Genomic DNA, 15,101 nt, shown 5'->3' on the forward strand with positions numbered 1-15,101 from the left:
CCGGGCGGCGAGGCGCTTGGCCAGTGTCATGCGGGGCGCCGGCCGCGCGTCCGCCGGGCTCTGGACAGCCCTTAGGTGACGGCCTCCTCGTCGATGAACGCGGCGGCAAGGGCGGGCAGAAGGGAGTTGTTCCCTGCCCCAGCCAGGGCGCGCCGGATGTCCAGGCTCTCCTCGGCAGCGACCAGGGCCTCCTCGGCGCGCCCCAACGCGTTCAGTTCGGTGGCGAAGTTGTCCAAGGAGGTCGCCAGGTCCCTGAGATGCGATTCGGACTCGGACCCGGCCAGCGCCCGTCGCAGAGCGACGGCTTCCTCGACCGCCGCCAAAGCATCCGTCCTGCGGCCCAGGTCGCGCAGTGCGATGGAGAAATTGTGAAGGGACATGGCGAGCCCCGACGAATGGGCGTCAGGGCCATCCCCGGCCAACCCCCGGTACACCTCGATCGCTTCCCCGAAGGCGGTGAGGGACTCCTCGTGCCGCCCCGTGGAGCCGAGGTCCACAGCGAGGTTGTTCAGAGCGCCCGCGAGTTCGTGGAGATGGGCGTCCGGGTGGGCCCGGGCGAGTTCGCGTCGCAGGTCGACGGCTTCCCGCACGATGGATAGGGCGGCCTCCCGCCTTCCCAACGCGCCGAGTCTGACTGCGAGGTTGTTCAGTGCGCCGGCGAGTTCGGGCAGGTGCACGTCGGGTTGGGCAGCGGCGAGTGTACGGCGAATCCGCACGGACTCCTCAACGGCTGACAGGGCTTCTTGGAGCAGGTGCTGCCCGCCCAGTGTGACGGAGAGGTTGCTGAGTGCCGCGGCAAGGGCGGGTAGCCGGGCCGGGTCGGTCAAGGCGAGGCTCCGGTAGAGCGACACGGCCTCCTCGATGGCCGCTCGGGCTTCCTGGCGCCGCCCCAGATCGCCGAGGTCCACCGACATGTTGTTCAGGGCACCGGCGAGATCCACCAGATGCGGATCAGGTCGGGCATCGGCGAGCGCGCGCCAGATCACGACGGCCTCCTCGACCGCCGCCAGTGCCTCCCGCTGCCGCCCGAGGTCACCCAACCTGATGGAGAGCGTGTTGAGGCAACGGGCGAGCTCGGCCCTTGGCCGGGAGAAGGACGAAAGGCTGCGGTAGCGCTCGCTGAGGAGGCGGGCGAGGTCGGCTGCCCACGCGGCGAGGCGGTGACTGGTCGGCGGAAGGTGGTCGTTCAACTGCTGGAGATCGGCAAGTGAAGTGGTCGGGTCGTCGCTGACCTGCGTCAGCGCTCTGATGAGGGGCCCGGGGTGTTCAGCCTGGGTGGCGGTGGCGATCAGCTGTGCGGTCAGCGACTTGTGGTGGCGCCGACACAGCGCGGTCAACTGGGTGTCGAGCCGGTCGTCGAAGACCGGGTGGGCCGCTGCCCGGCTGTAGACGGTCAACAGGTGGGCGGCCCGGGCACCGTCGAGGCCGGAGATCAGGCGCTCCGCGAGAGCACCATCGGCATCCAGACGGCGCCCCACGAGGCGTTCGGCGAGCCGGTCGGGTTGCAGGACGCCCCAGGACAGGTGCGGTCCAGGGGCCGGGTACAGGCCGGCGATCCACCTGGTGACGCGGTCGCGGTGATCGCGCGGTTGGTCGGCGAGCGAGGGCAGGGCCAGCCAGGTGGCGTCGGCCTGCTCCCGCGTGGTGGCGCCGACGAGGAAGGCCGCGGCGAGGGCGTCTTCGAGGGTGTGGCGATCGAGGCCCGCGGTGAGACCCTGAGTGGCGGCGGTCCGGTCCCAGTAGCGGCCCTCGTGGCCGAGCAGGCGGTCTTCCACCCCTTGGGCGGCGCCATCCGGGGGCCCGGCAGGCGCCGGCTCCGCGGGCAGTTCGACGTCGAGGAGGTCGGCGAGGGCCGTCATGTGCAGGGTGAGCGCGTTGTCGAGGCCGTCCCGGTCGAGCCGACGGACCGGGAGTGCGGATGCCGCGGTGGGCCAGTTCCGGGCTCCGAGTCCGCGCACCTGGCCGAGCGCGGCTGCGAAGGCGTGGACGGCCCGCCGGTAGGCATCAGGACGACCGGCCGGGCACGGTTCCAGCGGCGCCAACGCCACGACGGGAGCGCCTTCGAGGAAGTCCTCGGCGGCCGATGTCATCGTGGTGGCCCGCGCCCACCAGTCGCCGGCCGTTCGGGCCAGCAACAGGACCCTGAAGGCCGTGTCGCCGCAATGAGCCCGAGCCGCCTCCAGTATCCCGGCGAGTTGCCCGGTACGGGTCTCGGCGTAGTCGACCACCACCATCAAGGGCCGGGCCGCATGCCGTAGTTCGGCGAGTTCACCGGGCGGCACATCCGCGCGTGGCCACACCACCGTCCAGCCTTCGCCGGCGCGGAGCTCACCGAACCGGTGGGCGAGCCGGGTCTTGCCCTGTCCGCCTGGGCCGTGGATCAGCAGGGCCTCGAATCCGCCCCCCTCGCACCAGGTGCCCAGCTGCTTCAGCAGGGCTTCCCGTCCCTGGAAGGGGACCGTTGCCCGCCCCGGCTGCAGCAGAGCAGCCGGCGACCGTGGAGCGCCGGCCGCCACCGGGGCGCCACCGGCGTCCGCGAGGTGCTGGAACTCCACCGCCTCCAACGAAGGACGGCCTGCCCCGTACGCGGACAGCGCATCGCGAAAGAGCGGATCGTGGTGCAGTACGTAGGAGGGAACCACGCTCAAGGAGGCGTGCCGGGAGTGCTGGCGATCAGCGGCGACCACACCGACCAGAAGACTGCCCGAGAAGACCGCCGCCCCCGACAAGCCGCCCCAGGGAGAAGAGGCCGCGCAGGGCCAGCGTGGCGGTTGGGCGCTCAGGTCCAGCACATACTGGTTACCGACGAAACCGCTCCCCGGATTCATCCGCCCCTCCAACTGGGCGGCCTCCACCGCGGCACCGGGCCGCTGGAAGAGCTCGGGCACTCCCCAGGTCTCACATGCCAGACCGGGCCGGTCGGTGACCAGCCGCCCCCAGCGGGTAACGGCCCCGGACAGTGGCCTCCAGGCCCCGTCCCCGACGTGGACGAGCGCGGCGTCGTCCCGTGCGCCGGGTGAGCCGCACCACACCACGGCGCCCTCGAAGGACCCGACGCCACCGGGCCGGAAGACCTCCACCCCGGCACCCACGGTGCTCACCACGTGGGCGGAGGTCAACACCAGCCCCGGACCGACCTCGTACCCCGAGCCGGCCCCACCCGACCCGTTCACCGCGACCAACCGCCCCCGGTCCACCACACACGTCCTTCCTGACGCACCATCATCATGGTGTGCCCAGAGTAGGGTTGCTCGCCATCGTGGTGAGGAGCGCATGCTCGTCGAGCAGCCCGCCCGGCCTACCGGCAGCGGTAGCGGTCAACCCGCGGCGGGCTGACGGGGCCCTGAGCCCGTCCCCGCGAGGCGCCTCGACCAACCACGTGGCGGATCCCGGTGACCGGCCCCCACCGCCACGAACACATCCATCCCGCCGCGTCCCCTGCGGGAGGAGTTCGCGAGAGACGCGCAGAGCACCTCGCGAGTGTCAGGCACAATGACGTCGATTGTTCGCGGTGTCCTGGAGGCACGGTCAAGCAGGCACATGCCCTGCGGGCGAGGTGCAGGACTGTGCTTCAGGCGGAAGACGGGTGGCACGGGGTGCTGGTAGCGCGTGCGATGAAGCGCCATCGTGACGAACTGTACGCAGGGCTGCGACAGCCGGTTCCCGAGGACCCGGTGGAGCTGTTGAGCGCGATATGCATGTCCGCGGCCAACTGCAACGGTCGCGGTGTGCGTCTGATGCTCAAGGAGTTCCCCGCGGATACCGTGACCGGCCTGTGGCTCGACATGAGCGAGTACGACTTGATCGTCCTTGAGGCGAACACCTCGCCGCTGCATCAGATCGTGATCCTCGGACACGAGCTGTGGCACGTCAAGGAGGGGCACAGCGGCCATGGCGCCGGCGCGATGGCCGCGGCGCGTGTCCTTGGAGACCCGCGGAGCCTGGGCGAAGTGGTCGCTCATGTCGCTGCCCGAACCGATCCGGGCCTCGAAGAGGAGCGGCGTGCCGAGCGGTTCGGCCGGATGCTCGCCCAGAGGTTCCGGCCCCACCTGGAGGGCAGGAGCAGCGCGCCGCCATCCGCCGGGGTGGCCGGTCGCATCTGGGCGTCACTCGAAGGCTGAGGCGGAGCGCGTGAACCTTTACATTCCGGCGGGGGCGCTCGCACTCGTGCTGCTCGCCAAACTCCCCTCTCTGGCCAGGCGTTGGCGCACCCCTTTGGTCCGCAGCGTCAACACGGTCATCTTCTTGCAGGCTGCGGCCTTCTTCTTCTCGGCGCCACCCACCGTGACCACCGTCAACGAGCTGACCGGCGTCAGTAACTTCGCCGCCCTGCTCGACTACTGCATCCTGATCGCCTACGCCGGTGCCTGCCTGGTACTGATGGAGAACTGGCGCGAGGACGTTCGGACCCAGACGGGGACGCGCCGTCGCGTCCGGCGCTGGGTCTGGGCCCACGGCGCAGTGATCGTCCTGGTCATCGGCTGCTTCATCCTGGGTGAGGCACCGGTTGAGCGACTACGGGACTTCGACACGTACTACGCCAACACCCCGTTCATCCGGGAGATGGTGACGCTCTACCTACTGGCCAACATCGCGGCAGCCACCGCGGCGGTCGGCGCCTGCTGGAGCTGGGCCCGTGACCTTCGTCGGGAGCGGCCCGAGGGCGGCACGGGGGCGGGAGGCACGCTACGCACCGGGCTCGCCGTGCTGACCGTCGGCTTCCTGTTCAACCTCGTCTACGGCACGGCAAAGATGGTCACCGTCGTCGCTGCCTGGAGCGGTCGGGACTGGGAAGCGCTGAACCGAGTGCTCACTTCCTTCATCTCCCTGGGCACCCTCCTGATCGCCCTCGGGTTCGTGATCCCGATCGCCGGGCCCTGGCTGGCCGAGCGGGTGATCTGGCCCCTGCGCACCCTCCATGCGCTGGGTCCCCTGCGCAGGGCCGTACGCCCGCCTGCCAACGGGGGATCCGGCATGCGGCTCACGACTCCCTGGTACGCCAGCCCGGGCCGGCGCCTGACGGACCGGATGACCGACATCCACGACCGCCTGTTGGAACTCGTCCCGCACTGCGCGTCGGAGGTGCGCGAGCGCGCCCAGGCAAAGGCGCGGCGCAGCGGCACGAGCGAGCCGGAGAGCGTGGCCATAGGCCTCGCCACCATGTTCCAGGCGGCAGCGGACGCCCGCGAGGGCGGGGTACCGCCCGACCGGGAACGGGGCCTGGTGGCTGTCCGAGCCCTACGCGCCGCCGAGGCCGAGTACGGCGATCTTCTGGTCCTCGTCTCCCGGTCGCTTCGCGTTGTGGACGCCCCATCCCCCGGGGATCCGATCGGGCCATCCTGTCGTACCTCCGGCGTGGGGTCGGCGGCCGGGAGCGCCGGGCCGTACTGATGGTCCCTTGGCTGGCGGACCGGGCGCAGCGCTTGACGCCGACAGGCACCGGCGATGCTCTCAGCCGCTGGCGGCGCCGAACCACCGGTGCAACTTGTCGAGGAGGTCCTGTTGGTCCTCGCCCGCCCAGACCACATGGCCGTCCGGCCGCAACAGCACTGCGGGCGCGTCAAGTTCCTCGCATGCGTCGAAGACGTGGTCGACCCGATCCGTCCAACCCGCCGGCGAAAGCCGGCCGGTCCGGTCCAGCAACAGGCCGCGACCCGCGTGCATCAGATCGTAGAGCCTTCCCTGCCCCAGCTGCACGTCCCGCAACCGCAGGCCGAGCAGTTCGTGGCCGGGGCCGAGGTCGTAGCGGACCGCGAGCGCAGTGATGATCCCGGTCACGCAGCGGTTCACCTCCTCGAAGTCCATCAGCTTCGAGAACAGTTCCCGTAGCGCTGTCGGGCCTGGGCCGGTCCCCAACAGGGTCATCTGCGCGCGGGTGTTGCTCAGCACGGCGGCGCCCACTGGATGTCGTTCGCTGTGGTAGGTGTCCAGCAGGCCCTCGGGTGCCCACCCGTTGACCTCCGCTGCCAGTTTCCAGCCGAGGTTGAAGGAGTCCTGCACACCGAGGTTGAGGCCCTGCCCGCCGGTCGGCGGGTGGATGTGCGCCGCGTCCCCGGCCAGCAGCACCCGGCCGACCCGATAGCGCTCGGCCTGCCGGGTGGCATCGCCGAAACGGGACAGCCACCGCGGCGCGTGCGCACCGAAGTCGGTCCCCGCGGTCGCCCGCAGCTGCTGTTTGAACTCCTCCAGGGTCGGCGCGGCCGTACGGTCCTCGGACACCCCCGCGGCGGGGACCACGATACGGAACACCCCCTCCTTCCCGTCCACATCGGCGATGACACCGAAGCGCGGTTGGCGCTGGTGGACCTCTGCGGACACCGCGGCGATCCTTTCTCGCTCCTCGGTCACCTCCATGTCACCCAACAGCGTCTCCACCGTCGAGGGTTCGCCCGGGAAGGAGACACCGATCAGCTTGCGTACCGCACTGCGTCCACCGTCGCAGCCCACGAGGTAGCGCGAGCGCAGCGGCGCACCGTCAGCCAGCACGACACGCACTCCCTCCATGTCCTGGCTCAGCCCCACCACTTCGCAACCGCGCCGGATCTCCGCGCCGAGTTCCACGGCGCGTTCGTACAGCAACCGCTCGGTGACCGGTTGTGCGGTGGTGAGACCGTACGGGTGCGCCGTGTCCAAGCGGTCCGGCCAGGGCTTGAGGACGCCGCCGAAGAGACCGCCCACCTGGAACTTCTCACTGACCGCGAGGAACCGCTCCAGCAGTCCCCGCTGGTCCATGATCTCCACGCTCCGTGCGTGCAGACCGCGCCCACGGGACTGCTCGGTCGGCTCCGCCAGCTTCTCCAGTACCACCACGTGCACTCCGTGCAGCCGCAGCTCGCAGGCCAGCATCAAGCCGGTCGGTCCGCCGCCGACCACGATCACGTCAATCATCGCCACACCCATTCGTTGAATCCGGATCTCCCCGCCGCTCCGTGCGGCAGCCGGACGGTGCTCTCCCGCCCCGCGCGTCGATCCACCGCCTGGCCGTCGCGAAACAGCTCACCGGTCGCGGCGCCGGTGCGATCTGCACCCCGCACCGCGCGAGCATCGGGTGGATCTTTCGTTTCCGCAGGTCGGGGCTCTGTCCGGTCATTCTGCGGCTCACCGGGGGCCTTGCCGCAAGGCCCCCGGTGAGCTATAAGTTGAAAGAGGCAAGGAGCTCGAACGCTCCTTGCCTTCGTCATGTGCGGACCTCTGCCGAGGGAACAGCCGGCACCCGCCCCGGGGGCTTGGGGCACAGCGACCCCGGCCAACGGGCCACGGCGTCCCGCCCGGCCAAGCGGCACGCCCGCCGGGTACTGCGGAACGCCTCAGGGAGTTCAGCGGTTCGGCGGGGCGCCACCGGGGCGAGCTGCCGGGACGAGGAACACCTCGTCCACGTAGCACCACGCCCAGTGCTCGCCGTCCTCGGCGGAGCGGGCCAACGGGTGACCCGTCGCCTCGGCGTGGGCCCAGGCGTGCTGTCCGCGCGAGCTGTCACAGCAGCCCACGTGCCCACAGCTCAGACACGACCGCAGGTGCACCCACTGCGCTCCCGCGGCCCGGCACCGAGCGCATCCGAAGTCCGAAGGGCGCTCGACCGGTGAGGTCGTGCTGCCCACCCCGTCGAGTGCCGTGGTGATTTCGGCGAGATGGGCACAGAAGCGCCCCTGTGGTCGTCCCCCGTCGGGGGCGACCACCCATTCCGGATCGACTGCGGTCATACCCGTCACCGACACCTTCCCTGCCGTGTCCCGTCCCGGGCCGGTGGGGTCCGTACGGCGCCGTGGGAGCGGAAGCCCACGAGCGTCCGGCCGGGACCTCTTCCCGTCCCCGACCAAGGACTGCCCCCGGTGCGACCACGATACGAGCGTCCCCCGCGAGGCGACCCCTGCATCGAACGTGCACCAACCCGCCAGTCTTGCCCTGCTCCCAGACGGGCCGTGGTTGCGGAGCTCCGCCTCCCACCCACGGCGAGGAACGGTCGTATGGTGGGCGGGTGAGGCCGCACGAGACACCGCCGAAGGCCCAGACCCCAGCTGGCGTCGGGTTGAGCACCGGCGCGGTGGCCATGCGACTGGGTGTCGCCCCTGCCACCTTGCGCTCGTGGGAACGTCGCTACGGCATCGGCCCAGCAGCCCGTGTGAACGGCCGGCACCGCCGTTGGCTGCCGCAGGACATCGCCCTCCTTGAAGAGATGTGTCGCCTCACGTCACGCGGGATTCCTCCCGCGGAGGCCGCGCGCGCCGCACGGCTCGCCGCCGCAGGAGCGCCCGGCGGCACCCCTGGTCCGGCCGGCGGAGCAGCCCTCCGATCCCCTGGCGGTCGGGACATGCTCCCGTTGGAACGTGCACGTGGAGAGTGCCGAGGGCTGGCAAGAGCGGCGGTCCGGCTGGACTCCGAGGCGGTCGAGGACCTCTTGGACCGTGCGCTGAGCGAGCACCGCTGCGTCACGGCGTGGGAGGAGATCATCGCCCCGACCCTCCACGCCGTGGGCCGCAAATGGGCGACGGCGGGGGAGCGATACATCGAGGTCGAGCACCTGCTGTCCTGGCTCGTCTCGCTGGCCCTGCGCGGGGTGCCACGCCGGTCACCGACCCGGGACGTCCCCCCGGTCCTGCTCGCCGGCGCGCCCGGTGAACTGCACAGTCTGCCGCTCGAAGCCTTGTGGGCCGCGCTCGGCGAGCGCGGCCTGCCGGTGCGGATGTTCGGCCCCGCCGTTCCGCCCGACGCGCTGGAGGCGGCCGTGCGTCGCACCGGCCCCTCGGTGGTCGTGGTGTGGGCGCAGAGCCGGACCACTGCGGTCCCCGAGGTCCTGAGCGCAGTCGAGGACGTCGAATGGGGGCTGCGGGGCGCTCGGTCCCGCTCCCGGCTGCTGCTCGCTGGCCCCGGCTGGAGCAGTCTCCCGGGCGCCGGCTCCCGCAGGCTCACCGGACTCCGCTCCGGACTGACCCTGATCGAGAACCTGCTCACCGGCCCAGGGATGCCAGCCGGGCGCGGGCCAGCTCGATGACGCGACGACCGGTGGCCGAACCCTCGGGCGGGCTCACCATCCCTGCGAACCGGGCCCACCCTTGAACGGACCCTCGATCTCGGAGGTGATCCACCCACCGTAGAAGTCCCCTGGCTGGGCCACCACCGGCTCCCCCTCGACCCAGCAGCCCTCGACCCGGGACGGGTAGAACGCCAGGCAGCCGGTGAGCGCCGTGTAGCCGGCAGCGGGGGCCTCGTAGCTCCACGCCGCGTCGGCGGCCCTGACCCGGCCCGCGACGACCAGATCCCAGTACGTCGCTACGCCCTTCCACTCGCAAAGTGTCCGGGAATTCGATCGGACGAGCAGCCCCGGGAGAGTATCGGCGCGCGGAACGTAGAAGACGGGCGGATGACTCGTCTCCAGGACGCGCAGGGCACGGTGGGTGTCCGCCACCCGCATGCCCGCGTAGGTGACGACCACATGGCGGCCATCCGCCTCCACCCGCGGTGGGCGCGGATAGTCCCACACAGATTCCGCCGCGCGGCCCGCGCCTTCAGGGCCGGTTCGCAACACCGGTGCTCCTTCCCAGCCGGGGCGCCGGGGTGTCGTGCTCGGGACCCGCGTCGGCGAGCCGGTCGACCATCGCTTGTACCGCCGCCACGGGGTCCGCTCCCGCGGGCAGGTCCGGGGTGAGCCCCGTCACCGGGTGATCCGCGAATCCCGTGTCCAGGTGCGGCGGTTGGAAGTCGAACACCCGCAGTCCCCTCACTCGAACCTCCCGCGCCAGTACGCCCAGCCAGCAGCTCAGCGCGGTCTTGGCGGCGGCGTAGTCGGCGGTGCCGAGCATCGGCGCCGCCACGATCGCGCCGGTGACCGCGGCCAGGAAGCCGCCGGCGCTCACCTGGGTGACGGCAGGGCGCAGGATAGCCGCCGGACACAGCGAGTTCACCTGGAACATGTGCTCAACGGCCGTCTCCGGTACCTCTCCGACCCGGCCGAACCCCGCCACCCCGACCATGACCAGGACACCGTCCAGACCGCCCAGTTGTTCGTGCGCCCACGGGGCGAGCGCGGCGCAGCCTTCCGTGTCGTACGCGTCCATCTGGCGGGCCGGTCGCCCTCCGGCCCGCGCGGCCAGCTCGGTGAGCCGCCCGGCATCCCTGCCGGCAAGGGCGAGACGGGCGCCTCGTGCGCCGAGCTCCTCGGTGGCGAGCCGGCCGAGCGCCCCGGTGGCGCCGGCGACGAGTACGCGGGTACCCGCAAGGCTCCGGCGGGTCATGGCGCCGTGGAGTCGCTGCTGGTCAGCGCGCCTGCCTCCCGCCGGAGCGGGGCGGTGGACTCCATGGCGTGCCGTTGGGGGTGCCGTCGCTGCCAGTAGGGGTTGTCGTGTGGCAGGCCGCCGCTGACTCGCCCGTACATGCCGAAGGTCAGCAGCAGGAGTCCCACGACGAAGCTGAAGATCACGTTCGACATGCTGAAGTCCAGCGGGTTCAGGTCCTTCCCGATGAGGAAGAGGTGCAGGAATCCGCTGAGGAGGAAGACCACAGCGACGGACATGTTCACAGTGGAGGCCGTGTTACCGCCCACGACCGCCGCTCCGGTCAGGAGCAGGCCGACGAGGACGGAGATCAGGCTCAGCAAGCCGTTGCTGGAGAGTCCGGCGATCCGCGTTCCGTCGGTGCTGAAGAAGGGCAGCTGGTCGGCGAAGCCGAGACTGCCGAAGACCAGCAGGATCACGCCGCACAGGGCAGCGCCGACGCGGTACACGGTGTTCAGCCGGTGATCCACCGGCAGCTCGTCACGCAGGTCCATGAGCACGCTCCTCGTGGTGTGTGAGCAGGTAGCTCAGCATCGGACCCCGCACCCGGTGAGGCATCTCGCCACGTTTGTGCAGCGGATGGAGCGCAGTCGACCTCTGCAACGGAGCGGCGTTGCACAAGCGGTGCGACATGTGGTGCCTCGTGCCCACTGGGACCGTACGGGAGTACGCCCACCTCGACCATCCCGGGAGGAGCCATGAGCGCCCAGCGAGTCCCGCCGGAAGAGACCCCGCCCGCCGAGGGGAGCACTGCCGACGCCCACCAGGAACGCCCCGACGGCGGCTTGTGGGAACACCCCGGAGTCCTGCTGTTCCTGGTGGCAGCAGGCGCCGTCCTGTTCGCCGGCTTCTTCGCCGCCCGGATTGTCGGATGGTGACGCAGCTGGGTGGACCGGCTACGACGCCACCGCCACTACCTGCGCCGGTCGGGGGGCGAGGTGCGGGGCAGTCCGAGCGGTGGAGCAAGCGCGGTGTGACCCGCCGTTCCCGGCGGGTCGGGCTCTGCGTCTCATGCCGCCCGGCGCCAGGGCAGGCGGGGGCGCCGGGAGGGCAGTCCGAGCAGTTCGTGCAGGGGCTTGCCCTTGTGGGCCCACTGGTCGAGTCGGTCGCGGTCGATCCAGTGGACTCCGTGGCGGTCGCCCCAGGCCATGGCGTCGCGGGTGAAGGAGCCGTTGGTGATGACGACCGCGTGGTCCGCCTTGTGCGCGGGCCCAGCGGTGCCCTTCACCTGGTACATCACCGACGAGCCGACCTTGCCGCCGACGCTGGTGTGCTTCGCCTGCACCACGATCCGTCCAAGGGGTAGCAGGACGCCGATCACGTCCGCGGCCTGGTCCCCGCCCCGGCCCACCTTCGTGGCCGCCCAGCCGTCGCGGACGAGGAGGTCACGCAGCACGTACTCGAACTGCTGGTCGCCCATCGCGTCCAACTCGGACAAGGTGATGCGCAGGCGCGCCAGCCTCGCGCTGTCCGCGCGGTTCCGGCGGGAGCTTCGTATCCGGAGGAAGGCCGAACCGACGGCGAGGGCGAGACCGATCAGGATCAGCAACGGCCAGGCCTCGGCGGCCTTCGTCAGAAGGTGCGATGCGGCCTGTGCCAGGGCGACCGCGAGCGCGAGGGCAACGGCTACCGCACCCAGGACGTCTGCGGTACTGCGCGGTCGCCACCGGATGCTTCGCCGCCGCCGGGCCGTCACTGCCCGCCCGCCGGCGCGGAGACGGCCGGCTTCGGCGCGGGCTGTTGTTCGGCGGAGCTCTCGCCGAACCCGAAGACCTGGCCCCAGAGCCAGACCACCGCGCACAGGCCGGCGACTACCCAGACGCTCAGGCCCTTGGCGGACTTCGGGACCGGCTTGCGGCGGAGTTGGCTTCGTACGCGCACGTATCCGTCGGGAACCTTCGGCATGCTGAATCCCTCCCCATCGGCCCGCGCCGTGCGGACCTCCAGTTCGGTTGTAGCGGCGGCCACTGACAGAACCTGATGCACCGTCATGATCGTGCGGTCGGCAAGGGCGTAAGTCGGCCATGTCTTCGGGAATGCCTGGCAGGCTTGATGGCCCGCTGGCCTGCGTCGAGGGCTTCCGGCTGTGTGTCACGCTGTGGGAATGCAGGGCGTACCGAATGGCCTGTTCCCGAGGGGCGCGGTCGGTGACGACTGCGCCGGGCGCCGCCCCCTGGTGAGTGGCGACGCTGCGTCTTGGCCGTCGCCTTGCCGCGCATGCTCCCCGGATTCTCCCCACGGGGCCCGTGGGGGTACGGTCCGCAGTCCGCTTACGGTAAGTGGATCAAGCTTCTGCGCCGGTTCGCTACAGCCAGTCGCGCTTCTTGAAGATGACGTACAGGCTCACGCAGACCACCGCCATCAGCAGGATTGCGAAGGGGTAGCCCGCCGCCCAGTTCAGTTCCGGCATCCGCTCGAAGTTCATGCCGTAGATCGTTCCCACCAACGTGGGTGCGAACAGAATGGCGGCCCATGCGGAGATCTTCTTGATCTCCTCGTTCTGCTGGAAGCCCGCCTCGGCCAGGGTGCGCATTTCGGCGTTCTGCTGTTGTGCCACGAGGGTGGCGTTGACGGTGAGGATCTCGGTGAGGGCCTGGCGGAAGCCGTCCACGCGTTCGCTGGTGTGGGTCACGTGGTCGGCGACGTCCCGGAGGTACCGCTGGAGTTCCTCGTCCGTGCCGTACTTGGCGAAGCCGGCCATGAGGCCGTGGAGCATGCCGATGAGGGGGCGGGTCGCCCTCTGGAACTCGACCGTCTCGCGGGAGAGTTCGTAGATGCGTCGGGAGACCGTGGGGTCGCCGCGGAAGACTTCCGTCTCGATCTCGTCGATGTCCGTCTGCACGCCTTCGACGACCGGGGCGTAGCCGTCCACGACGGCGTCCAGGATGGCGTACAGGACGGCTTCGGGTCCGAGGGCGAGGAGTTCGGGGCTCTGCTCCATGCGGTGGCGTACGTCGGAGAGGTCGGGTGCGGCGCCGTGGCGCACCGTGATGAGGAAATCCGGGCCGACGAAGACGTGTAGTTCGCCGAAGGCGACCTCTTCGGCGTCGTCGAGGTAGCGGGCGGCGCGCAGGACGACGAAGAGGGTGTCGCCGTAGCGTTCGAGCTTGGGGCGCTGGTGGGCTTCCAGGGCGTCCTCCACCGCGAGCGGATGGAGGTCGAACTCCTGGGAGAGGGAGTGGAGCTCTTCCTCGCTGGGGCGGTGGAGCCCGATCCAGGCCATGCTGTCCGGCTGTTCGCGGAGCCGACGGAAGGTCTCGGTGAGGGTGTCGGGCGCGTGCACCCGGTGGCCGCCCTGGTAGACGACTGCCTGGACCACGCTGCGGCGGTCCTCGGTTACGGACTCGCCCCGGGGGTCTGCCTCGGGCTCGCGGTGGTGGGTGGGTGGTAGGGGCGGGCGGGCAGGGGGGCGATGCCACCGGGTCCCTTTGACGGATGGACCGGGGCGGATGCGGCGCTCGGGCATCGAGGCTCACCTCCCTGCGGGATTCGAACTGGTGCAAAAAGACGCGGTCGGTTCTCTGGTGTGCAGGATATCGGTACTTTCCCGAGCCAGCAGGGGACAGGCCCCGTCCGCAAGGCTCAGTAGCGTGAGGCCATGCCCTCGCACGCGAAGCCCCCGGCGCCGCTGCTCGGCCGCCGCGCCCTCAACCGTGCCACCCTCGCCCGGCAGCTGCTGCTCCGTCGCGAGCGGATGGGTGCCGAGGACGCGGTCGCCTACCTGGTGGGGCTCCAGGCGCAGAGCGTCCAGCCTCCCTACTACCAGTTGCTCGCCCGGATCGCGGATTTCGGGACCGACGAACTGGCCGAGCTCATCAAGTCCCGCCGGGTCGTTCGGATCGTGACCCTGCGTTCCACTCTCCACGCGCACACCGCGACGGATGCCCGCGCCTTGAGTGCGACCGTTCAGCCGGCCCGGGACCGGGAGGTGAAGCAGTTCCGCAAAGGGCTGGCCGGGGTGGACCACAAGAGGCTGCTCACGCTCGCCCGTGCGCTGGTCGAGGAGGAGCCGCGGACCCCGGCTCAGATCCGCGAGGCGATGCGCGTGAGGTGGCCCGGGGCCGACCCGCAGTCCCTGTTCGTCGCCGTGCGTTGTGGGCTCCCGCTCGTGCAGGTCACGCCTCGCGGGGTCTGGGGCAGCAGCGGTCAGGTGCGTCTGACGACGCTGGGTAAGTGGCTGGGGCAGGACGACCGTGATGCGCAGCCGGCCCCGATCGAGGAGGTGGCACGCAGGTATCTCGCGGCCTTCGGACCTGCGTCCGTCCAGGACATGCAGAGGTGGTCGGGGTTGACCGGGCTCCGCCCCGCCTTCGAGCGGTTGCGGTCGGAGTTGGTCGTCTTCCGGGACGAGGGCGGCGTCGAGCTCTTCGACCTGCCTGAAGCCCCGCGCCCCGACGAGGACACCCCCGCCCCGCCCCGTTTCCTTCCCGAGTACGACAATGTCCTGCTCTCCCACCGGGATCGCACCCGGATCGTTCCCGCCGAAGCGAAGGGCCGTCTGTGGAAGGGCAATGTCCCCAATCGGGCCCTCCTGGTCGACGGCTTCCTCGCCGGCATCTGGAACCTTCGGCAGCAGGGCGGGGCCGCCGTGCTCACAGTCGAGGCGTTCAGGGCCTTCACTGAGGCGCAGACCGAGGAGGTAGCGGCGGAGGGGGAACGACTGCTGGGGACGATGTCGCCGGCGGGAGGACGCCGGGTGCGGTTCGGGCCCCTGGCGGCCCCACCATCCAGCTGAGGACGCCGGTGTCGACGGCGCGCCGACCGTGCGGTTGTGTCCCGCACGCCCCTGCTGGTCCTCGGTGGCTCGACGAGGTGTACGGCCGGTGCGTCGGG

Annotated in this window: 14 protein-coding genes; 5 read left to right on the top strand and 9 right to left on the bottom strand. The window is 70.8% G+C overall.

The window, feature by feature from the left end; translation table 11 throughout:
- Positions 1–71: 71 nt before the first annotated feature.
- Positions 72–3,197 (bottom strand): tetratricopeptide repeat protein, encoded by a 3,126-nt coding sequence (locus tag ACFYMC_RS19615; RefSeq protein WP_388526660.1) that lies wholly within the window; start codon positions 3,195–3,197, stop codon positions 72–74.
- A 417-nt stretch (positions 3,198–3,614) separates the two neighbouring features.
- Here ACFYMC_RS19615 and ACFYMC_RS19620 point away from each other — a divergent pair, with 417 nt between their 5' ends.
- Complete coding sequence (locus tag ACFYMC_RS19620; RefSeq protein ID WP_388526663.1) at positions 3,615–4,121, top strand: toxin-antitoxin system, toxin component; 507 nt, start codon at positions 3,615–3,617, stop codon at positions 4,119–4,121.
- A gap of 10 nt (positions 4,122–4,131) precedes the next feature.
- Positions 4,132–5,391: an MAB_1171c family putative transporter gene (locus ACFYMC_RS19625; protein ID WP_388526665.1), complete on the top strand. Its 1,260-nt coding sequence runs from the start codon at positions 4,132–4,134 to the stop codon at positions 5,389–5,391.
- 60 nt (positions 5,392–5,451) lie between these two features.
- Here ACFYMC_RS19625 and rox read toward each other — a convergent pair whose 3' ends face one another.
- Positions 5,452–6,888, bottom strand: coding sequence for a rifampin monooxygenase (rox, locus tag ACFYMC_RS19630; protein ID WP_388526668.1), 1,437 nt, complete (start codon positions 6,886–6,888; stop codon positions 5,452–5,454).
- A gap of 428 nt (positions 6,889–7,316) precedes the next feature.
- Positions 7,317–7,700 (bottom strand): UBP-type zinc finger domain-containing protein, encoded by a 384-nt coding sequence (locus tag ACFYMC_RS19635; protein WP_388526671.1) that lies wholly within the window; start codon positions 7,698–7,700, stop codon positions 7,317–7,319.
- A gap of 275 nt (positions 7,701–7,975) precedes the next feature.
- Here ACFYMC_RS19635 and ACFYMC_RS19640 point away from each other — a divergent pair, with 275 nt between their 5' ends.
- On the top strand, positions 7,976–8,989 hold the full coding sequence (locus ACFYMC_RS19640; protein WP_388526674.1) for a MerR family transcriptional regulator: 1,014 nt from the start codon (positions 7,976–7,978) through the stop codon (positions 8,987–8,989).
- 33 nt (positions 8,990–9,022) lie between these two features.
- On the opposite strand, the gene ACFYMC_RS19645 is transcribed toward ACFYMC_RS19640, so the two are convergent.
- The 3 genes from ACFYMC_RS19645 to ACFYMC_RS19655 are packed head-to-tail and all read right to left on the bottom strand — an operon-like array spanning position 9,023 to position 10,762.
- On the bottom strand, positions 9,023–9,523 hold the full coding sequence (locus ACFYMC_RS19645) for a DUF427 domain-containing protein (RefSeq protein WP_388526677.1): 501 nt from the start codon (positions 9,521–9,523) through the stop codon (positions 9,023–9,025).
- Positions 9,504–10,229 (bottom strand): SDR family NAD(P)-dependent oxidoreductase, encoded by a 726-nt coding sequence (locus ACFYMC_RS19650; RefSeq protein ID WP_388526680.1) that lies wholly within the window; start codon positions 10,227–10,229, stop codon positions 9,504–9,506. Before ACFYMC_RS19650 ends, ACFYMC_RS19645 begins: the two co-directional genes overlap by 20 nt.
- On the bottom strand, positions 10,226–10,762 hold the full coding sequence (locus ACFYMC_RS19655; RefSeq protein ID WP_388526683.1) for a DUF4383 domain-containing protein: 537 nt from the start codon (positions 10,760–10,762) through the stop codon (positions 10,226–10,228). The genes ACFYMC_RS19650 and ACFYMC_RS19655 overlap by 4 nt, the downstream gene beginning before the upstream one ends.
- A gap of 204 nt (positions 10,763–10,966) precedes the next feature.
- Between ACFYMC_RS19655 and ACFYMC_RS19660 the strand changes: the two genes are divergently transcribed.
- Positions 10,967–11,146, top strand: a complete 180-nt coding sequence (locus ACFYMC_RS19660; RefSeq protein ID WP_388526686.1) for a DUF6480 family protein — start codon at positions 10,967–10,969, stop codon at positions 11,144–11,146.
- Positions 11,147–11,277: 131 nt separating this feature from the next.
- Here ACFYMC_RS19660 and ACFYMC_RS19665 read toward each other — a convergent pair whose 3' ends face one another.
- The 3 genes from ACFYMC_RS19665 to ACFYMC_RS19675 all read right to left on the bottom strand — a co-directional run bounded on the left by ACFYMC_RS19665 (position 11,278) and on the right by ACFYMC_RS19675 (position 13,734).
- Positions 11,278–11,964: a restriction endonuclease gene (locus ACFYMC_RS19665; RefSeq protein ID WP_388526688.1), complete on the bottom strand. Its 687-nt coding sequence runs from the start codon at positions 11,962–11,964 to the stop codon at positions 11,278–11,280.
- Positions 11,961–12,260 carry a hypothetical protein gene (locus tag ACFYMC_RS19670; RefSeq protein WP_388526690.1) on the bottom strand — a complete coding sequence of 100 codons (300 nt, stop codon included), beginning with the start codon at positions 12,258–12,260 and terminating at the stop codon, positions 11,961–11,963. Before ACFYMC_RS19670 ends, ACFYMC_RS19665 begins: the two co-directional genes overlap by 4 nt.
- Before the next feature lie 313 nt (positions 12,261–12,573).
- On the bottom strand, positions 12,574–13,734 hold the full coding sequence (locus ACFYMC_RS19675) for a magnesium and cobalt transport protein CorA (RefSeq protein ID WP_388526692.1): 1,161 nt from the start codon (positions 13,732–13,734) through the stop codon (positions 12,574–12,576).
- Positions 13,735–13,866: 132 nt separating this feature from the next.
- On the opposite strand from ACFYMC_RS19675, the gene ACFYMC_RS19680 reads away from it, so the two are divergent.
- Positions 13,867–15,003 (top strand): winged helix DNA-binding domain-containing protein, encoded by a 1,137-nt coding sequence (locus ACFYMC_RS19680; protein ID WP_388526695.1) that lies wholly within the window; start codon positions 13,867–13,869, stop codon positions 15,001–15,003.
- Positions 15,004–15,101 lie beyond the last annotated feature (98 nt).

The sequence above is a fragment of the Streptomyces sp. NPDC006879 genome (assembly GCF_042869595.1).
Classification (GTDB): domain Bacteria; phylum Actinomycetota; class Actinomycetes; order Streptomycetales; family Streptomycetaceae; genus Streptomyces.

Bases quoted from the DNA above. Each gene is read 5' to 3' on its own strand.
- ACFYMC_RS19620 (WP_388526663.1), top strand. From the start codon at position 3,615: ATGAAGCGCCATCGTGACGAACTGTACGCAGGGCTGCGACAGCCGGTT.
- ACFYMC_RS19660 (WP_388526686.1), top strand. From the start codon at position 10,967: ATGAGCGCCCAGCGAGTCCCGCCGGAAGAGACCCCGCCCGCCGAGGGG.
- ACFYMC_RS19680 (WP_388526695.1), top strand. From the start codon at position 13,867: ATGCCCTCGCACGCGAAGCCCCCGGCGCCGCTGCTCGGCCGCCGCGCC.
- ACFYMC_RS19670 (WP_388526690.1), bottom strand. From the start codon at position 12,260: ATGACGGTGCATCAGGTTCTGTCAGTGGCCGCCGCTACAACCGAACTG.
- ACFYMC_RS19655 (WP_388526683.1), bottom strand. From the start codon at position 10,762: ATGGACCTGCGTGACGAGCTGCCGGTGGATCACCGGCTGAACACCGTG.
- ACFYMC_RS19635 (WP_388526671.1), bottom strand. From the start codon at position 7,700: ATGACCGCAGTCGATCCGGAATGGGTGGTCGCCCCCGACGGGGGACGA.
- ACFYMC_RS19675 (WP_388526692.1), bottom strand. From the start codon at position 13,734: ATGCCCGAGCGCCGCATCCGCCCCGGTCCATCCGTCAAAGGGACCCGG.
- ACFYMC_RS19650 (WP_388526680.1), bottom strand. From the start codon at position 10,229: ATGACCCGCCGGAGCCTTGCGGGTACCCGCGTACTCGTCGCCGGCGCC.
- rox (WP_388526668.1), bottom strand. From the start codon at position 6,888: ATGATTGACGTGATCGTGGTCGGCGGCGGACCGACCGGCTTGATGCTG.